This is a genomic window from Bacillus sp. SIMBA_008 (assembly GCF_046535495.1).
Lineage (GTDB): Bacteria > Bacillota > Bacilli > Bacillales > Bacillaceae > Bacillus > Bacillus subtilis.
In genome coordinates, this window is record NZ_JAWRWL010000003.1 from 396,805 (window position 1) to 415,487 (window position 18,683).

At 43.6% G+C, this 18,683-nt stretch carries 18 protein-coding genes; 2 read left to right on the forward strand and 16 right to left on the reverse strand.

The annotated features are described in order from the left end of the window. Window positions 1-144: 144 nt before the first annotated feature. The 15 genes from trxB to SB658_RS12715 all read right to left on the reverse strand — a co-directional run bounded on the left by trxB (window position 145) and on the right by SB658_RS12715 (window position 16,236). Complete coding sequence (trxB, locus tag SB658_RS12645; RefSeq protein WP_003228139.1) at window positions 145-1,095, reverse strand: thioredoxin-disulfide reductase; 951 nt, start codon at window positions 1,093-1,095, stop codon at window positions 145-147. A 204-nt stretch (window positions 1,096-1,299) separates the two neighbouring features. Further along, window positions 1,300-2,709, reverse strand: a complete 1,410-nt coding sequence (cwlO, locus tag SB658_RS12650) for a peptidoglycan DL-endopeptidase CwlO (protein WP_003228138.1) — start codon at window positions 2,707-2,709, stop codon at window positions 1,300-1,302. Between the two features lie 379 nt (window positions 2,710-3,088). Further along, window positions 3,089-4,543, reverse strand: coding sequence for a tetratricopeptide repeat protein (locus SB658_RS12655; protein WP_003228135.1), 1,455 nt, complete (start codon window positions 4,541-4,543; stop codon window positions 3,089-3,091). A gap of 125 nt (window positions 4,544-4,668) precedes the next feature. Then, complete coding sequence (gene bmrA, locus SB658_RS12660) at window positions 4,669-6,438, reverse strand: multidrug resistance ABC transporter ATP-binding protein/permease BmrA (protein WP_003228133.1); 1,770 nt, start codon at window positions 6,436-6,438, stop codon at window positions 4,669-4,671. A gap of 164 nt (window positions 6,439-6,602) precedes the next feature. Then, complete coding sequence (locus SB658_RS12665) at window positions 6,603-6,962, reverse strand: hypothetical protein (protein ID WP_003228131.1); 360 nt, start codon at window positions 6,960-6,962, stop codon at window positions 6,603-6,605. Window positions 6,963-6,976: 14 nt separating this feature from the next. Beyond that, the gene (locus SB658_RS12670; RefSeq protein ID WP_003228129.1) at window positions 6,977-8,863 is read right to left on the reverse strand and encodes a DUF6792 domain-containing protein; all 1,887 of its coding nucleotides are present in this window, start codon (window positions 8,861-8,863) and stop codon (window positions 6,977-6,979) included. Beyond that, window positions 8,853-9,566: a hypothetical protein gene (locus tag SB658_RS12675; RefSeq protein WP_003228127.1), complete on the reverse strand. Its 714-nt coding sequence runs from the start codon at window positions 9,564-9,566 to the stop codon at window positions 8,853-8,855. The genes SB658_RS12670 and SB658_RS12675 overlap by 11 nt, the downstream gene beginning before the upstream one ends. A 245-nt stretch (window positions 9,567-9,811) precedes the next feature. After that, window positions 9,812-10,441, reverse strand: coding sequence for a bifunctional phosphoribosyl-AMP cyclohydrolase/phosphoribosyl-ATP diphosphatase HisIE (gene hisIE / locus SB658_RS12680; RefSeq protein WP_003228125.1), 630 nt, complete (start codon window positions 10,439-10,441; stop codon window positions 9,812-9,814). Next, a complete protein-coding gene (gene hisF / locus SB658_RS12685) occupies window positions 10,438-11,196 on the reverse strand; it encodes an imidazole glycerol phosphate synthase subunit HisF (RefSeq protein WP_003228124.1) in 759 nt (252 codons plus the stop codon). The genes hisIE and hisF overlap by 4 nt, the downstream gene beginning before the upstream one ends. After that, a complete protein-coding gene (gene hisA / locus SB658_RS12690) occupies window positions 11,193-11,930 on the reverse strand; it encodes a 1-(5-phosphoribosyl)-5-[(5-phosphoribosylamino)methylideneamino]imidazole-4-carboxamide isomerase (protein WP_003228121.1) in 738 nt (245 codons plus the stop codon). The genes hisF and hisA overlap by 4 nt, the downstream gene beginning before the upstream one ends. After that, a complete protein-coding gene (gene hisH, locus SB658_RS12695) occupies window positions 11,927-12,565 on the reverse strand; it encodes an imidazole glycerol phosphate synthase subunit HisH (RefSeq protein WP_003228119.1) in 639 nt (212 codons plus the stop codon). The genes hisA and hisH overlap by 4 nt, the downstream gene beginning before the upstream one ends. Then, complete coding sequence (gene hisB, locus SB658_RS12700; protein ID WP_003228117.1) at window positions 12,566-13,150, reverse strand: imidazoleglycerol-phosphate dehydratase HisB; 585 nt, start codon at window positions 13,148-13,150, stop codon at window positions 12,566-12,568. Next, entirely contained in the window at window positions 13,147-14,430 is a 1,284-nt protein-coding gene (gene hisD / locus SB658_RS12705) for a histidinol dehydrogenase (protein ID WP_003228115.1), read from the reverse strand. The genes hisB and hisD overlap by 4 nt, the downstream gene beginning before the upstream one ends. Beyond that, a complete protein-coding gene (gene hisG / locus SB658_RS12710; RefSeq protein ID WP_015251138.1) occupies window positions 14,427-15,068 on the reverse strand; it encodes an ATP phosphoribosyltransferase in 642 nt (213 codons plus the stop codon). The genes hisD and hisG overlap by 4 nt, the downstream gene beginning before the upstream one ends. Next, the gene (locus SB658_RS12715) at window positions 15,061-16,236 is read right to left on the reverse strand and encodes an ATP phosphoribosyltransferase regulatory subunit (protein ID WP_003228111.1); all 1,176 of its coding nucleotides are present in this window, start codon (window positions 16,234-16,236) and stop codon (window positions 15,061-15,063) included. The genes hisG and SB658_RS12715 overlap by 8 nt, the downstream gene beginning before the upstream one ends. A gap of 250 nt (window positions 16,237-16,486) precedes the next feature. Here SB658_RS12715 and SB658_RS12720 point away from each other — a divergent pair, with 250 nt between their 5' ends. Beyond that, window positions 16,487-17,239 (forward strand): C39 family peptidase, encoded by a 753-nt coding sequence (locus tag SB658_RS12720; RefSeq protein WP_032677015.1) that lies wholly within the window; start codon window positions 16,487-16,489, stop codon window positions 17,237-17,239. 240 nt (window positions 17,240-17,479) lie between these two features. After that, window positions 17,480-18,145, forward strand: a complete 666-nt coding sequence (gene pelC / locus SB658_RS12725) for a pectate/pectin lyase PelC (protein WP_015251135.1) — start codon at window positions 17,480-17,482, stop codon at window positions 18,143-18,145. 19 nt (window positions 18,146-18,164) lie between these two features. Here pelC and hprF read toward each other — a convergent pair whose 3' ends face one another. Then, window positions 18,165-18,683 (reverse strand): heptaprenylglyceryl phosphate O-acetyltransferase, encoded by a 519-nt coding sequence (gene hprF, locus SB658_RS12730; protein WP_003228107.1) that lies wholly within the window; start codon window positions 18,681-18,683, stop codon window positions 18,165-18,167.

The window sequence follows — 18,683 nt, forward strand, 5'->3', positions numbered from 1 at the left end:
ACTGGAGAATCCGTGCCAAAAAAGTGTATTCATTATAAAAAGGGGGTCAATTACTTTATTAATCATAACCGAAAAGCATTACACATGTGTTACAGCGGAATTAAAACCCAGTAACGTAATGTGAAACTCGTATGACAGCCCTTTTTATTTTAAGGTTTTCAGCGTTTCTTGGAGCTCTTCGACATAATGCTGTACGCTTTGTGCCGCAATACTTCCGTCTCCTGTAGCCGTTACGATTTGGCGCAGTGATTTTTCGCGGATGTCTCCGGCAGCGAAAATCCCTTCAACCTTCGTCTCCATGCGGTCGTTTGTTTCGATATAGCCTTCTTCATTCGTAATGCCCAGGTTTTCAAACGGTTTAGACAGAGGAAGCATGCCGATGTAAATGAATACGCCATCTGTTTTGAATTCACTTTCTTCACCGGTTACCGTATCGACAAGCGTTACGTTACCGACTTTGCCGTTTTCCTCATGAATTTCCTTCACGGTTTTGTTCCACAGGAAGTCAACTTTTTCATTATCAAATGCTCTCGCTTGAAGAATACTTTGAGCACGGAGTTTATCTCGTCTGTGAACAATTGTTACTTTTGAAGCGAAACGAGTCAGATACACGCCTTCTTCAACCGCGGAATCTCCGCCGCCAACAACGACAAGCTCTTTGCCTTTAAAGAAAGCGCCGTCACATACTGCACAATAAGATACACCCCGTCCGCCCAATTCTTTTTCGCCAGGCACACCGATTTTTTTATATTCCGCACCAGCAGCAATGATGACAGCACGTGCTTTATATTCCTTTGAACCAGCTTTGACTACTTTGTACTCTTTGCCGTCAACGACTTCTTTAATATCGCCATAAGCGTATTCAGCGCCGAATTTTTTCGCGTGTTCAAACATTTTGTTAGAAAGCTCAGGCCCAAGGATACTTTCGAATCCAGGATAGTTTTCTACATCTTCCGTATTGGCCATTTGTCCGCCAGGAATTCCTCTTTCAATCATTAATGTCGATAAATTCGCTCTTGATGTGTATACAGCGGCCGTCATCCCAGCAGGGCCCGCGCCGATTATAATCACGTCATAAATTTTTTCTTCTGACACACTATTCACTCCTTAAACCATCTTTTCAAGTTTGGGCTCTTTCTTATAAGATAAGAATCCCCATCAAACGTATTCCTTACCCATATCCTATAAAATCTCATGGTGATACGCTATTTTTTTGCTCAACACGATTAAATGTATTCGAAAAGGGTATATGTTAATAAAGAAAGAGCCTTCTGTTTTAGAAGGCCCTTGTCATATTTATTATTGAACAACACGTCTTACAACGCCTTTAAATGCTTTTTTCCAGTAAGGATTGCTCATAGAGTCAACAGATACGCCATGAGATGTATTGTCGTTTAGGAAAGTACCGTTTCCTAAGTAGATTCCTACGTGTCCATTTGTTTTGTAAGTGTCAAAGAACACAAGGTCTCCGCGTTTCATTTCAGACGCGCTGACAGCTTGTCCTCTGCCAACTAACGTATCAGTAGTTGTCCCGCCTACAGGTCCAAGGTTAACACCTGCAGAAGCGTATGCCCAGCGTACGAATGATGAGCAGTCAAAAATACGGTTGTTGATATCAGATTGGCTGCGTCCGCCGCCAAACTTGTACGGAGATTGTCCTACAATGCTTGAACCAACGCTGATCGCGCCTTCAATTCCGCCAGAGTTGCTGATAACAGTGCCGCCTGAATTGCTGTTTGAGCCGCTGCTCTTCTTAGAAGATGAGCCGTTTGACGAACTGTTTGATGAACCGTTAGAAGAATTGTCTGAAGAATCATCAGATGAGCTTGCTTTTGCTGATTCAGTTGTCGCCGTTTGACTGTCATCTGTTTGTGTTTCGTCAGATGCTTTTTGTGCTTCTTCCTGCTTTTTGATCAAAGCAGCCGCTGCTTCTTGTTCTTTTTTGATGCGTGCTTGTTCAGCTTCAGTATTTGCTTTTTGATTTGCAAGTTCAGACGCCTCTGATTTTAATTCAGAAATCGCTTTAGCCGTTTTCTTCTGGCTTGCTTTTGCTTCGTCGAAAAGCTTGTCTTTTTCATTAAGCTGTTTATCAAGGTCTTTTTGCATTGTTTCTAATTTAGCCAATGCAGCTTGAACTTCTTTCAGCTTGTCATTCAAATCCGCTTCAGAATCCTCGAGCTTCGCTTTATCCTGCTCTTGCTGTTTGATTAAATCTTTGTCTGCGTCCACAATAGATGAAACCGCAGTCGCACGAGAGATAAAGTCACCAAAGCTTGTTGATCCTAAAAGAACATCTATGTATCCTTGAGATCCGCCGCTTTCCTGTAAAGAACGAACGCGTTTTTTCAGGATTTCATTGCGTTTTTCGATGCGTGCTTCAGTTTCTTTAATCTCTTTTTTCAGTTTTTTGATTTCTTCTTTTGTTTTATCATTTTCTTCTTTTTTATCTTCGATCTTGTTACTTGTATCAAGCGCCTTAGCGTTAATGTCTTTCAGTTCTTTTTCAATCTTTGATTGATTTTCCTGAAGTTCAGTTAATTCTTTTTCCTTCGCTTCAATGCTGGAAGCAACCTCAGATTGCTTGCTTTCGATTTTTTGTTTCTTTTCATCTAATGTTTCCGCCGATGCAGTTTTACTTGTAAATGGGATCAAAAAACTGCTTGTCCCGATGACGGAAGCCAAACCAAGTGTCAATAAACTCTTTCTCACTTTTTATATCCTCCCTTTTACTGTGAACCTGTCCTCATTTGGAATCGTATTTTGAACATCAAGTTTCGTTCCTCATACTCTACGAGGAATGATGGTTGTTTATGGTTAATTATTCTGTGCATCTCTTATTCTGGTTGTATAGCGTTTATTTCACATCATATGTAAAAAACACTAATTCCTTATGTACGAGAATCATTATACCATCAAGTTTCGACAAATTAGCGATAAATTTTATTACATTTATGTTTCAAACAGATGTCAAGTCACACATCATTTGTCATTTTTCTTAAGCGTGCAAAAAAACTGTCGATATTATTTTTTAAATATAATCTATCAAACAAAAAAGAGTCGATTAAATAAATCGACTCTTTAAAATTTACTATTCTAGAATATCATCAATATATTTCATATATTTCGTCAACGTTGCCGGAGAGATGCCGAATCGGGCCGCTGTGTCTTTTTTCGTGTCTTGCTTGCCATGGGCTTCTTTCCAAATATAACAGATGGCTGCTGCCCAGCCTTTCTCATTCTTCAACGGAGCAGCTGCACGAATTTGCTGGATGACATGGAAAACCCAGCAGCTCATGACTTCTGTTTTCATCTCTTCTTTTTCAGCTTGCTCTAATAGTTTGACCGTTTGATAGGCGAAAAGTGCATCCTCTGAAACGTCAGCAGCCGCGGAATCTCCATTCAGAAGCAGCTTTACAAAATGATTTTCAAAAGGAGCGGTGATTCTCTTTGAGCGTATCACCGCTTCAAGATGCTCCGTTTCTCCCTTTGTGCTGCTGATATAATAGGCTGCGAGACGCTGTTCCACAGATGAAGGAAGAGCTTCCCTCCGCTCAATCCAAGGCGCCGGGCGGTCTTCGCCGGGATATTGCGACTCGACTTTTCTCCAGATCGTCTCGGCAAAGTCGGTATGTCCCGTAAAATAAGCAGAGCAGGAAAGCCAGTAAAAGAAGGTGTCGTCACCTTCAAAGCCGGTTTTATATAATGATTTGAGCCATTTATATCCGATCTCGTAGCGGCCGACAAGCGCCAAAGTAGCACCCAATTTATAACGCTGCTCCATTAGCATCGGATAGACATTGGAGAGCTGATCACTCAATTCCACCACTTTTTCGTCTTCTCTTTCATAATAGTAGAAAACGAGAAGATTGCATAAGGCGTGAAGATTTCCTTCATTATGAGAAAGCACTTCATAAGCGGTTTGCTTCGCTTTTACAACGTTTCCTGAATAGAAATAGGCAAGCGCGAGATTGTTGTATGCTGACCAAAGCTCCGGATATTCAGCTGTGATTTCCTCAAGCGCCGCAACCGCTTCAGCAAGCTGGCCGCTTTCCAGCAATGACTTTGCCCGATCCTGTTTCACCAGCAGTTCATCCTGATCATACAACGAATCCTCAATGCCGTCGTCTCCTAAATCGAGCAAATCAAGCAGACTATCGTTTTCTTCGGCGAATTCACCATCCGGGTCCGCATCAGAATAAGCGGCCGCTTCCTTATAAGCTTCCTGGAAGAGCCCCAGATGGGCAAAGTTATTCGCTTTAAAGTAATGGCACTCCGGCATTTCGGCCTCCAGATTTGCCATGATATAGTCAAGAAGATCGTTCGACTCTTGATATTGGCCCATTTCCGAATAAATGACCGCAAGCTGTGAAAGCATCTCTGAATCCTCCGGCTCCAAATGAACCGCGCGCTGAATCAGTTTGCTTGCCCGTTTTAGATTGCGCTCTTTATACGCTTTCAAGCCTTTATGAAAAAAATATTGTCCATCTTGAAGCAGCTGGACAATTTGTGCGTGATTTTTATGTTCAGAAGTGTGTTTTCCCACAACTACCCTCCGTTTTATACAATATTACCGTCAGTAGTATACCATAAATCGTAAGCCCCTCAATAGTTCAAAAGGAAGGATTGGGAAAATCCCTCCTCTTTTTTATTGGCTGATTCGACCAGAATTTACCCGGCTTTGTTTTCTAAGTCCGCATTCATTTTCAGCTGCTGTTCAGCAAAATCCCTATAAAGACCATGGGAAGCCATTAACTCATGGTGTGTTCCACGACCGGTAATTTCCCCTTTTTCAACAAACAAAAGCTGGTCCGCATCTACAACGGTAGATAGGCGGTGAGCGATCACAATCGTTGTGCGGCCCTCCATCAGCACCTCAAGCGCCTGCTGAACTGATTTTTCAGATTGGCTGTCGAGACTTGAGGTCGCTTCATCGAGCATAAGAATGCTTGGGTTACGGAGAAGCGCTCTCGCAATTGCGATTCTCTGCCTTTGTCCGCCTGACAGCATAATGCCGCGTTCGCCTACTTCTGTATCAAACTGATTCGGCAGCTCCTTTATAAAATTGAGCGCATATGCCATCTCCGCGGCTTTTTCGATCTCAGCATCCGTCACATCTCGTTCTAACCCGTAGCAAATATTTTCTCTGATTGACCCGGACATTAACGGGCTTTCCTGCGATACATACCCGATATGCTCCCTCCACGATTCAAGCGAGTAAGTATCGACCGGCTCGTCCCCCAGTCGAATGGTCCCTGCAGTCGGAGTATAAAAACGTTCAAGCAGCTTAAACAGCGTCGTTTTCCCCCCGCCGCTCGGACCGACAATAGCTGTGACTTTACCTGCTTCAATGACGGCGCTGATTTCTTTTAAAATCAGCTGATCAGGCTTGTATCCAAAAGACACGCGATCAAGCTGAATAGGGAGATGCGCATTTTCAATTTGTTTTCCTGTCACTGTATCTTCTTCTTCCTCTGCTAAAATCTCAATCATTCGTTCTGTTGCACCGATTGATTTTTGCAGCTGTGTGAAAAACGTTGTAATCTGGCCCATCGGCATTATAATTTGAAACAAATATAAAATAAAAGCCACGAGCGCTCCCGCCGTGAGTTCGCCTGAAGATACCTGCATGCCGCCATATCCGATCACTGCGACAAGCGCTGCCATTAGCACGAGTGAGATAAGCGGACCGACAAGTGATTGAACCTTAGCTTCTCGAACGCCAAGCTTAAATAATGATGAAATCCCTGTTTTCCCGCGGCCGTATTCGACATCCTCCGCATTTGAAGCTTTGACAAGTCTGATTTCCGGGAGAATTTGATTCAGCAGGCCTGTAAAACGGGCTGTTTCATCTTGTGTTTCCCGTGAAATGGAGAACATTTTCCGTCCAATCGGCACCAAAATAAGAGCGGCCAGCGGAACGACCACTAACACAAGCAGTGTCAGCTTCCAGTTCATAATAAACAAGATTGTCAATGATCCAATGACAGAAATGATGCCTGTAATAAATCCGCTGATATGGGTTGTAATCAATTCTTTGACCACCATCGTATCGTTCGTTACACGGCTGACTGTTTCTCCGGAAGCATTTGTATCGAAATAAGAGACAGGCAGCTTAATTAATTTCTTCCATAATAACTCCCGCAGCCCGGAAATGATTTTTTGTCCATTATAGTTAAGCGCATAGGTGGCATAAGCGCTTAAACCCGCCTGAACGAAAAACACCAGCGCGATCAAACCGATTTGCGTGCCTGACAGATTTGACATAGAAAAACCATCGACAAGCTGCTTCGTTAATAATGGAATGAGCAGGCTGACCAGCGTGGTTACTACACTGAGGGCAAGCGCAAAGGCGAGCTTTCCATAAGAAGGATTGGTCCGTCTTACTAAGGCAAAAAAGGGTTTCAATTTACTTTTAGATTTTTGTTTCTTGGTTGGCATATATTTTCCTCCTGTTTCAGCGTTCAGAAAGGTGAAAAGTCATAGCAAAAGGATGATTTTTACTCTTTCTCAATCATATCAATGGAGAAAGACTTTTTCAGTATATTTTTGCCGTGATCAAAATAAAAATCTCCCACTCATTGTTTGAATAGGAGATTTTTGTGTTAGACATCTTTCACTGGCTTCTTTTTTCTGTAAGTCAATGTTACATCCTGCTGTCGCAGGTCTTCTATTATCATTTTGTACCGATCAACTTTTGCGGTATGTTCTTCTTTTATCATCTGAAGGGCAGCTTTTCGTTTTTCGCTATTAGACTCAAGCTCTTTTTTTATTTTTTTTACAATCAACCCTTTTTGCCCTTTGATTTCCTCTTTTAATGAAGACTCAAATTTCTTTGTCAGGCTGAGAAAGTCGTTGATCGGTTGATTGAGGGTGCCCGCTTTCCCCTTCATTTCATCTTGGGTAAGAAACATATAGGTCGTTGATACAATTTCTGTTTCACTTTCTGAAAATAAGGAAGTCACTCTTCATATTCCTCCTAAGACTGAAAATCAAATAACTGAGAAATCATTTCTTCTTTTTCAAACAGCTTTTCAATACTCTCGCGGATATTTTTGATAAAATCTCTTTTTTCTGTTGTCTGTTTTTTTAATTCAGCAACAATTCCATCATTAGCAGGAAGCGCACCTGTGTGGAATGATTCATGAACTGAGATTTTCTCCAATTTATCGAATGTGTGGCTGAAACCAGCTGCAAGCCGGAATTGAAGATCGAAGGCATAATGCGAAGGGTTTTCTTCCATATGATGAATAGCCGTGATGATCGCCTGCTTTTTGTCTATGAAGTCTTCATCGATTTCCTGACTGTAAACCTTCTGGTACTTAGAAATCGCATCTTCCATATCTTCAACGATTTTCATACCGTTTTGATAGATTCTGACAGCGGATGAGAGATTGACTTGAATCGTTTCTCCCGAGCCACTCTTCCCTGTAAAATAAATATCGGAGCCTTTATAGCTGAAGCCTTTTTCCTTTGACAAGGCGTTGAGCATTTGAACGATGCTGTGGCCGTCGACGATAAGTTTTAGTGCGTCTTTTGTTTCTGTGTCGAGTGTTTTCAATGAGGACAGAATTGATTTTACATAGTCCACTATTTCACCAACGTCTTTTAAAGCTTGCATAAATTGGCCATGTTTTAGATGGTCTATGAAATGTTCGTACCGTGACTCTATGCCTCGCATACTCGCATTAATATTCGTTAATTCTTTTTTGATGACTTTCTTTTGCGTTTCATCAATATAACCATTTTCAGCTAACTGATCTACGACCGGTCCGCTGTTTCTCAACAAGGTATGAAGAAAACCTAAAAACGACGGCAGTTCCTCTTTTATTCGGCCATACATTTGCTTAACATCATCAAAATGCTCATATAGGACACTTACTTTCTTTAAAGCGCCGTCTGTGTTTTTCACTTTTTCAATCAGGTCTATGTCTATCCCGCTGGCTGCCTTTATAAAACCGTTCAAGCCGTCTTTTTCATAGTCATCCTTATATTTTTGAAGGAATTTTTGAATTGACCTCACATCTTCGTCAGGAACCCCATCCATAATGTTTCGGATGCCTTTTACACTTGTATTTGTATCTGCCATCTTCACATCACCGAATGTAATAAAATCGGCCTTGCCGCTGACTCCATACAGCGGGTCATCTTTTGAGATGCGCTGAGTGATGTTTGTTGTTACGCCTTTGTCTTTGTAATATTGGGTGATGGCTTTTTTAAGGTCATCTTTTGGAATTGAATTTAACTCTTTAAATGTATTCACTTTGAACTTCTTAATCATTGTGTACCTTAAATGATCATCTGCTTTTAATAAGTGATCTACACTTATTTGAGCTCCGTTCACTCCATAAACCTCATCATATTCCCCATCTATTAATTGCACCATTACTTGATTATTATTGGCAAGTGAATGCCCCATACTATACGTTTTTAAACTTTCATCCTTGCCAGCTTTCTTTTTGGCTTCTCTAGTAAACTCTTTCGTTGCATTATATTGGCTATCATCCATTCCAAGAAACAACCCAAAAAAATTATAAGTCCAGTCTTTATTATCTGCGCTACCTTCAGAAATAATTTGCAACTGATTCACTTCGTGCTTCTTATCTACAATATGAATAGCAGTACCATCATAGCCAGATTCTTTATTCTGGTGTACAAGCTCTTTAGATGTATAAATTTCAATATTTTGCGTGAGTTCTTGATGAGTTTCTTCCTTATAGATTCTTCGAATGTCTTCTTCAAAGTCTTTCTTAGCTTCTTGTATTACTTTGGGATCGGAAGAAGCGAATTTCTGTTTATAACCGTATTCTAAATTTATAAGACGTAGTTTTATATTTTCATTTTCAAAAATATTTTTATTTCCCATCTTCCCTCTCCTCTAAATTGAAGGTAACAGAGTTTAATATTTTTTTAACCTTTTTTTCATAGCCTTTTGGATTTTGCTTACATGTCTGTACATTTGCTGAGCAGCTAAACATAAAAGAATATTCCATCCCTAAATAATCTTGTTTTTTTGATTTTATATAACCAAGATAAATATAAGACGGGCTCTCTTGGTTATCAAAGTTTTCTTGTTTTGAAGCAAAATAAATATCCTTATCCTTTGCTTCTATTTTTTCAAATTTACCTTTGTATTCATTTTTACCACTAACAATGTCCAACATGGTCTCAGGGTTGTTTATAAATGATTCATTTTGATAGAACTTTAATGAAGCATTCATTACTATATTCGTTTTATTATTAATACTGTCGAAAAACAGTGACTCGTTTGTCTTTGAAGTTTCAGAGTCGGAATACTCCCCATCTTCCGGAAACAACATCCTAAAACCTTTCAGCTTAGATTCCAGCAAATAATATCCTGGTTCCTCTTCTTTTGTTGACACCATGTACTCTCTCGTTTTCTCGTCCTGAAACGCAGGTACTTGAGGCAGATCCTTGGGATCCATGTCTTTTGGTTTTACCGCTTCTGTTTTATTGTCATTTGTGGTGTTTTTATCATTGTCATTCATACTGCATCCTCCTGTCAGGGCAAGTAATAAGCTGAAGCAAATATAGATGATCTTTTTCATTACGAACCTCCACGGGTTTTGTGAGAATAGTATTCTATTTTTATATCAAAAATAATTCTATTGACCTGGTTAAGAGATGATTATTTCATCCTTTTTCATGTTACATCATGGCGGAATTTGGATAAATAGGAAATCAGACTCGGTTTTGATCTCCTTTTATTAACTAATCATATATAACACCTCATATAAATCTAAATACCTATTACTTTTTTCACAAAACAAAAAGAGCCGTATCATACGGCTCTTTACTCTTCTTTCTCAGAATGGCGTTTTTTCAATACGTCAAGCACATCATCCAGCGGCAAGGCTTGTTCTCTGAGCAGGACAAGCAGGTGATACAGCAGGTCTGCCGCTTCCCATTTGAGTTCCTCGTGGTCCCGATTTTTCGCGGCGATGATGACTTCGGATGCTTCTTCACCGACTTTTTTCAAAATCTTATCGACGCCTTCGCGGAAAAGGTAGGTAGTATAAGCTCCCTCAGGCATTTCCGCTTGGCGTTCCGCGATCACGCGTTCCAGTTCGTTCATGATGCCGAATCGGCCTGCGGCCTGTTCTTCTGTTTGTTCCTTCATAAAACAGCTGTAGCTGCCAGTGTGGCATGCCGGGCCGGATGGCTCTACAAGTACGATCAATGCGTCCTGGTCGCAGTCATACCGGATACCTTTGACGGCTTGCGTGTTCCCTGAGGTTTCTCCTTTATGCCATAACGCTTGGCGTGAGCGGCTGTAAAACCATGTTTCCTTCGTTTCCAGCGTTTTTTCGTACGATTCCTTGTTCATATACGCAAGTGTCAGCACTTCTTTGCTTGCCGCATCCTGCACGATGGCAGGAATTAATCCGTCCTCGTTAAAACGCAGTTCATCTGCCTGTTTCATCTCACATTCACCCCGTATTCTTTCAAGTATGATTTCACTTCTTTAATCGATGTTTCTTTATAATGAAAAATTGAGGCGGCCAGCGCGGCGTCAGCTTTTCCTTTTGTAAAAGCCTCAAGCATATGCTGTGCGTTTCCCGCGCCTCCCGAGGCGATAACAGGGACGGGGACAGCTTCGGAAACAAGCTTTGTCAGCGTGTGGTCGAAGCCTTTTTTCTCACCGTCGGAGTCCATGCTTGTCAGCAATATTTCTCCTGCCCCGCGTTTGACGCCTTCTTTTGCCCACGCGGTGACCTCCCAATCTGTTTTCTTTCTGCCGCCGTGCGTATAGACCTTATATGTGTCAGATTCTTTGTCATACTTGGCATCAATGGCAAGAACGATGCATTGCGAACCGAAAAACTCGGCTCCTTCTGCAATCAGCTCAGGGCGAAGAACAGCTGCCGTGTTCACCGACACTTTGTCCGCTCCGGCACGCAGAATCGTTTTCATATCGCTGAGCTGATTGATGCCGCCGCCGACTGTAAACGGAATCGCAAGCTTCGCGGCAACCTGCTCCACAACGTCAATCATCGTCTTTCGTCCTTCATGTGAGGCGGAGATATCAAGAAAAACAAGTTCATCTGCACCTTCCCGGTCGTACACTTCGGCGAGTTCAACTGGGTCACCGGCATCCTTCAATTCGAGAAATTGAATTCCTTTGACAACGCGTCCTTCTTTGACATCAAGGCATGGGATAATCCGTTTTGTGATCATTTGCGCTTCACCCTTTCAAGCGCCTCACCCAGCGTAAACTGATTGGTATACAGCGCTTTTCCGATGATCGCTCCAGAGACGCCGTCCGCCTCATAGCGGGCGAGGTCTTCGAGATCCGTGACGGAGCTGACTCCGCCTGAAGCGATCACCGATTTCCCCGTTTCCTTAGCAAGCTCGACCGTGCTTTTAACATTGGGGCCTGACAGCATTCCATCTGTCGCGATGTCAGTAAAAATAAAGACTTCCGCACCTTCATTGGCAAGCTCTTTGCCTAGTTCGGTTGCCTTAAGGGTTGATGTTTCCAGCCATCCCTCTGTTGAAACAAAACCGTTTCTCGCATCCAGTCCGATTGCAATTTTCTCGCCATATTGTTTCAGCATTTTTTTGACAAACGGAGGGTTAGAAACTGCTGAGCTTCCGAGAATTACCCGATCGACTCCTGCTGATAAATATTCGTAGACGTCTTTTTCGGAACGGATCCCGCCGCCGATTTCGACTTTCAGGTTCAGCTTTTGCGCAATCTCAATCACATGGCGGTCATTCACTCTTTTCCCTTCTTTGGCCCCGTCGAGATCAACGAGATGGATCCATTCGGCACCCTCTTTCGCAAATAACTCAGCCATCTCGTACGGTGAATCGCCATATATCGTTTCCTTATTATAGTCCCCTTGAACAAGGCGGACACATTTGCCATTTCTCATATCAATTGCCGGATATAATGTAAAAGCACTCATTTTTTCACCTTCTGTTCTGCTGCCATTTTCGTAAATTGGGTTAAGATAGACATTCCGACCGTGCTGCTTTTTTCCGGGTGAAATTGGGCGCCGAAGACGTTCCTTTTTCCAACTACAGCAGGCACTCGCACACCATAATCAGCGCTTGCCAGGAGCGAGTCCTCCTGCATCCCGTCAATGTAATAAGAATGCACGAAATAAGCGTAGCCTTCTTCTGCTTCAGCCAGCAGCGGAGATTCGTTATGAAAGGAAAGGAGGTTCCAGCCCATATGCGGAACCTTCAGCTTGTTTCCTTTTTCATCTTCTGCTTTCAGCCTGACTGCTTTTCCTTTTAACAGCCCGAGTCCTGAAGCGGTGCCGTTTTCTTCGCTTTCTTCAAATAAAAGCTGCATGCCGAGGCAGATCCCGAGAAGCAGCCTTCCCTCTGAGACCATATCGTGAATCAATTGATCAAGCTTCGTGTAGCGCAAATTGTCCATCGCGTCTCCAAATGAACCGACTCCCGGCAAAATGAAGGCATCAGCTTCTTTCAGCTCCTCCGGCTTTTCAGAAACAAAATACGGCACGCCGACACGTTCAAGCGCCTTTGAGACACTGTATAAATTCCCCATTCCGTAATCTATCACGCCGATCATTTACAGCATCCCTTTCGTTGACGGTATTCCTTTAACTCGCGGATCGATCGTTGTCGCTTCATCAAGCGCACGTCCCAGTGCTTTAAAAACGGCTTCAATCATATGGTGGGTGTTTGTGCCATAATGAACGATGACATGCAGGTTCATTCGAGCTTCGAGTGCCAGCTTCCACAAAAATTCATGTACAAGCTCCGTATCGAAAGTTCCGACTTTAGCAGCCGGGAAGTCAGCGCGCATTTCTAAGTGCGGCCGGTTGCTTAAATCAATCACAACTTGAGCAAGTGCCTCATCCATCGGCACAAACGCCGATCCGTAGCGTTTGATTCCTTTTTTATCGCCCAACGTTTCGAGCAGCGCCTGCCCTAAGCAGATGCCGATATCTTCAGTCGTGTGGTGATCATCTATATCAACATCGCCTTTTGCGTTAATGGAAAGATCGAATTGGCCGTGTTTCGTGAATAAATCCAACATATGTGTCATAAACGGCACATCTGTTTTGATATCCGCTTGTCCCCCGCCGTCTATTGTAAATGCCAGCTCAATATCTGTTTCGTTTGTTTTCCTGACGCGTTCCGCTTTTCTCATTTAGAAATCCTCCGTTCTCTCGCTTCAATTGATCTGGCATGGGCTTCTAACCCTTCCAGTCTGGCAAAAGCCGCGATGCTTTCGGCATGTTCTTCAAAGGCTGATTGACTGTAAGAAATAATGCTCGATTTCTTTTGAAAATCAGTTACGTTTAATGGACTTGAAAATCTGGCTGTTCCGTTTGTCGGAAGCACATGGTTCGGTCCGGCAAAATAATCACCGACAGGCTCAGGGCTGTATCTGCCTAAGAAAATTGCACCCGCATGTTTGATACTGCCAAGCAAAGCTTCCGGAGACTGTGTTATGATTTCTAAATGCTCTGGCGCGAGTGTATTGACAGTATTAATCGCTTCCACCATTGTTTCCGCCACATATATACAACCGTAATCTCTCACTGAAGCTTCCGCTATTTCTCTTCGCGGCAAGGTTTTCAGCTGCTTACTCACCTCGGCTGAAACCGCCTCGGCCAGCGCCATGGAATCTGTGACAAACACACATGAGCTGAGCTTATCGTGTTCCGCCTGTGACAGCAGATCGGCTGCAATTTCGCTCGGAATCGCTGTTTCATCAGCCAGCACGACGATTTCACTAGGTCCGGCAATCATATCGATATCGACATCGCCGAACACTTCTCGTTTGGCAAGCGCGACATAAATGTTGCCCGGACCCGTGATTTTATCCACCGGTTCAATGGTTTCTGTTCCGTATGCTAACGCCGCAATCGCCTGAGCGCCGCCCATTTTGTAAATATCTTTTATGCCCAGCTCGGCTGCAGCAACCAAAACTCCAGGAGACAGCAGACCGTCTTTTTCCGGAGGCGTGACGAGAACGATTCTTTCAACGCCCGCTACGAGCGCCGGAATCACATTCATCAAAACAGATGAAGGGTATGCGGCCGTTCCCCCCGGCACATATACACCGGCGGAATCCAGCGCCGTCACTTTCTGCCCCAGCATTGTGCCGTCCTTTCTGTGATAAAACCAGGAGGATTGCAGCTGTCTTTCGTGATATTCCCTAATATTTTCGATTGCCTGCCTAATCACCTGAAGAAGACGTGAATCCAGTGAGGTGTATGCCTCCTCAAATTCTTCTTTTGTGACCAGCGGACTGTCTATTTCGATGCCGTCAAATTTCGCCGTGTAGCTGCGAACCGCCTGATCACCGTTTGCTTTAACATCTTCTATAATGGACCGGACCGTCTTTCTTTGCTCTTCCGTTCCGGCATCGATGGAACGCTTGAGAGAAAGCCGTTCCGCTCCGCTGATGGTTTTGATCTTCATTTTGCCGTCTCTCCTTCCACAACGAGAGATAGGCGGGATGCCATTTCGTCAATCACATCGTCTTTCATGCGATAGCTTACCGGGTTGACAATAAAGCGAGAGGTAATGTCACAAATGTGCTCCGTTTCAACAAGCCCATTTTCTTTCAGCGTCTGTCCTGTGGAAACAATGTCCACTATCCGATCTGCAAGCCCAATGAGCGGAGCCAGTTCAATTGAACCGTTGAGCTTAATAATCTCGACTTGTTCTCCCTGCTCTCTGAAATAACTGGAAGCCACATTCGGATACTTTGTCGCGATTCTTGGCGCTACTCCGCTCCAGTCTGTATTCGGAAGTCCGGCGACAGCTAAGTGGCACTTGCTGATTTTTAAATCCAGTACCTCATACACGTCGCGTTCCTCCTCCAGCATGACATCCTTGCCCGCAATTCCGACGTCTGCCACGCCATGCTCCACATACGTAGTTACGTCCATCGGCTTCGCTAATATGAAACGAAGATTTTCCTCCGGCACATCGATGATCAGTTTTCTCGAATCTTCAAACTCCTCAGGGAGCCTGTAGCCTGCCTGCCTCAGCAGCCCTGCCGCTTCTTCAAATATCCGGCCCTTTGGCATCGCCATTGTGAGTAACTTACCCATTTTGCTCTTCCTTTCTGGCACCGATAAAATAAGTGACGTTTACAAAAGATTTTGTCATCTGGTCGATATTTTCTATTCCCGATAAATCTTGAAGAACCACTTTGTTCCCTTTCATGCGTTCTTCATTCGCATAAGCGATGGCTTGCGCCCGCTGCTCTTTGCTGAAAATAACAGCGTCTATATCACAAGGTTCTTCTTTCATATGAAGGGCTTCAATCAGCCGGTCGATCCGAAGCCCGAAGCCTGTTGCCGGTGCAGGTGAATCAAAATGGCCCAGCAGCTTGTTGTAACGGCCGCCGCTTCCAATGACAAAACCGACATTCTCGGCGAACACTTCAAATAAAATCCCTGTGTAATAGCTCATGTGGCTGACCATATTCAGATCCAGGCGGACATTTTCCGTACATCCGTAATCCTCAAGAATGCCCCACAGCGCCTTCAGCTCATCAACCACGCTTTTTCCTTGCGCAGAATCGACGATTTCCTCGGCACGTCCGCATACTTCTATGCCGCCCCGCAATTCGAGGAGCTCAAGCAGTCTGCTTTTATCAATGGAGGAAAGCGGGAGAGACTTGACATGCTCTCTGTAGCCGACGTAGTTCTTTTCATATAAGAACCTCCGCAGCACATCAGCTCGTTCAACGTTTCCGAGCACCTCAACAAACAAAGCATCCGCAATGCCGGCATGGCCGATGGCAATTTTAAAGGATGCCAGCCCAGCGTTTTTTAATGCCCCGACGACTAAAGCAATGACCTCCGCATCCGCGCTCGTCGTGCCGTCACCGATTAACTCCACTCCGACCTGCTCGAACTCAGCCGGACGTCCGCCTTCACGCTCCTGAGCCCTGAATACATTTGCCGCATAGCCGACTCTTAGCGGATGACCGTGTTTCAGAAGCTTCGATGCCGCTACCCTTGCAATCGGCCCCGTCATATCCGGGCGAAGCACCAATGTCTTGCCGTCCTGATCAAGTAGCTTAAACAGCTGCTGCTCTTCAATTGCTGACTGGACGCCAACGGTATCGTAAAACTCCAGTGTCGGCGTTTCCATAAATTGATATCCCCATTTATCAATCAAATCGGTTAACGATCGTCTCACCTTTTTTTTCGTTTCGTATAAACCGGGCAGTGTATCTCTCATGCCGTGCGGTTTTTCAAACATAAACATCAACCCGAGCACCTCCGCTGTTATCTTATGAAGGAAAATTCCGAATCCTTTAGTTCGCTAATATGATAATATGTTAGCAGATGAAAGAATGAAAATCAACGCTTAACTTCAGTAAGGATATTTTTAGTTCAAATATCCTTCTCCTCATTATGAAAAAATCATGAATAATGTATTAAAGGTACGTAATATCTCAAATTCTTTATGTTTGGCATGCTATAATACAAATCAAATAGAGAACAAGGAGATAAAGATGAAAACACTGCGAACTCTATGTGTCCTGATGATTCTTTCAGGCGTTATTTTTTTCGGACTTAAAATAGATGCAAAAGATATAGATATTCCTTTTTTGAACAGCCTTAAAAAAGTGGTTTCTGATAGCGATACAGACTCAGCTACGAATAGCAAAAAGGAGCTGAAGGGAAGCGCAAAACCGCTGGATGTCATCCTTTACAATCAAATGGACGCACCCCGGCTCTATAACGGCTGTGAAGTAACAAGCCTTGCAATGGTGCTGAATTACGCGGGATACGACGTGACAAAAAACACCCTGGCAAATCAGGTTGCCACAGTGCCTTTGACATACAGCAGCGGATTAAAGGGTGATCCGAATGACGGATTTGTCGGGGATATGGCGAATGGCCCTGGTCTCGGTGTCTACCATCGACCGATCTATCAGCTGGCGAAAACCTATGCAGGAGACAAAGTGTTTGACCTGACTGGAAAAAGCATTTCTGCTGTTTATGAACAGCTTGAAAAAGGCAATCCAGTTTGGGTTATTACGACAGCCAACTTTACGCCAGTTGACAACATGCAGACATGGAAAACGCCAAACGGAACGATAGAGATTACGTACAGCGAACACAGCGTCGCCGTTACGGGATATGATGATAAATATGTGTATCTCAATGATCCGTATGGCTATAAAAACAGAAAAACCGATAGAACAAGCTTTGAAAAAGCGTGGAAACAAATGGGCAGCCAGGCCGTGGTTATTCAAAAGTAAACACCTGAAAGCCGCACTATGCTCTATCCTGAGCAAATACGACAATATTCATGCTTTTTGTTTCAATCGGTAAGATCGATTCATTTTCCATTTATCATCCAAAATTGTCTTTACTTTCAGGCTGTCTGTTTTTATGATTAAAGCAGATTCAGCCTTGCCCCGATCTATGTGAGAGAAGCCGGTGCAAGTCGCTGACGCTTCTCTTGCAAAAAATGAAAGATATCCGGGGAGGATTTATCATTGAAAAAATTCGTGTCTATCCTATTTATGTTCGGTTTGGTTATGGGGTTCAGCCAGTTTCAATCATCAACCGCTTTTGCAGCAGACAAAGTGGTGCACGAAACAATTATCGTACCAAAAAATACAACATATGACGGGAAAGGACAGCGGTTTGTGGCAGGGAAAGAATTAGGCGACGGAAGCCAGTCAGAAAACCAAGACCCTGTTTTTCGTGTGGAGGATGGTGCAACCCTGAAAAATGTGGTGCTTGGCGCCCCTGCCGCTGATGGCGTACACACTTATGGAAACGTTAACATTCAGAATGTGAAATGGGAAGATGTTGGTGAGGATGCGTTAACGGTGAAGAAGGAAGGAAAAGTGACGATCGACGGCGGTTCTGCTCAAAAAGCGTCAGATAAGATATTCCAAATCAATAAAGCCAGTACATTCACAGTGAAAAACTTCACGGCAGACAATGGCGGAAAGTTCATAAGACAGCTTGGCGGTTCAACCTTCCACGTTGATGTGATCATCGATAAGTGCACCATCACAAACATGAAGGAAGCGATATTCCGGACGGACAGCAAAACAAGCACGGTCAGAATGACAAATACACGCTACTCTAATGTCGGTCAAAAATGGATTGGTGTTCAGCATATTTACGAAAACAACAACACTCAATTTTAACAAAAAAAGTCCGCTGATGTTATTCAGCGGACTTTTTCAATCTTTCTTGCATTTCTTCCTTCGTATAGATGATCCTCATCGGATTTCCGCCGACAAATGCGCCGGCAGGCACGTCTTTATGGACAAGTGTTCCGGCGGACACAACTGCGCCATCTCCTATTTTCACCCCGGGCAGAATTGTCGTGTTGGCACCAATCATCACTTCGTCTCCGATCAGAACTGTGCCGATCCGGTATTCGTGAATCAAATACTCATGGGCCAGAATGGTCGTATTGTACCCGATGATTGTATTTGTTCCGACTGAGATCTTTTCCGGAAACATGATATCTGGCATCACCATGAGGGCAAAGGATGTCTGATTTCCAACCTTCATCCGCAGAAATGTACGGTACAGCCAGTTTTTCATCCCTATAAACGGCGTATATCTCGCAATTTGAATGACAATGAAATTTTTGACGACCTTTAAAAAAGGTACCGTTTGATAGACATGCCACAGTGAGTTGGCTCCCGAGACCGGATGACGATCTGTTTTTCTCAC

Excerpts from the sequence above, each read along its gene's own strand:
- hisA (WP_003228121.1), bottom strand. The coding sequence starts at position 11,930 with ATGAGTGCTTTTACATTATATCCGGCAATTGATATGAGAAATGGCAAA.
- hisIE (WP_003228125.1), bottom strand. The coding sequence starts at position 10,441 with ATGAAACAGGCAGATGAACTGCGTTTTAACGAGGACGGATTAATTCCT.
- bmrA (WP_003228133.1), bottom strand. The coding sequence starts at position 6,438 with ATGCCAACCAAGAAACAAAAATCTAAAAGTAAATTGAAACCCTTTTTT.
- hisD (WP_003228115.1), bottom strand. The coding sequence starts at position 14,430 with ATGAAGATCAAAACCATCAGCGGAGCGGAACGGCTTTCTCTCAAGCGT.
- hisG (WP_015251138.1), bottom strand. The coding sequence starts at position 15,068 with ATGGGTAAGTTACTCACAATGGCGATGCCAAAGGGCCGGATATTTGAA.
- SB658_RS12715 (WP_003228111.1), bottom strand. The coding sequence starts at position 16,236 with ATGTTTATGTTTGAAAAACCGCACGGCATGAGAGATACACTGCCCGGT.
- SB658_RS12720 (WP_032677015.1), top strand. The coding sequence starts at position 16,487 with ATGAAAACACTGCGAACTCTATGTGTCCTGATGATTCTTTCAGGCGTT.
- SB658_RS12670 (WP_003228129.1), bottom strand. The coding sequence starts at position 8,863 with ATGGGAAATAAAAATATTTTTGAAAATGAAAATATAAAACTACGTCTT.
- hisH (WP_003228119.1), bottom strand. The coding sequence starts at position 12,565 with ATGATCGGCGTGATAGATTACGGAATGGGGAATTTATACAGTGTCTCA.
- hisF (WP_003228124.1), bottom strand. The coding sequence starts at position 11,196 with ATGATCACAAAACGGATTATCCCATGCCTTGATGTCAAAGAAGGACGC.
- hisB (WP_003228117.1), bottom strand. The coding sequence starts at position 13,150 with ATGAGAAAAGCGGAACGCGTCAGGAAAACAAACGAAACAGATATTGAG.
- SB658_RS12675 (WP_003228127.1), bottom strand. The coding sequence starts at position 9,566 with ATGAAAAAGATCATCTATATTTGCTTCAGCTTATTACTTGCCCTGACA.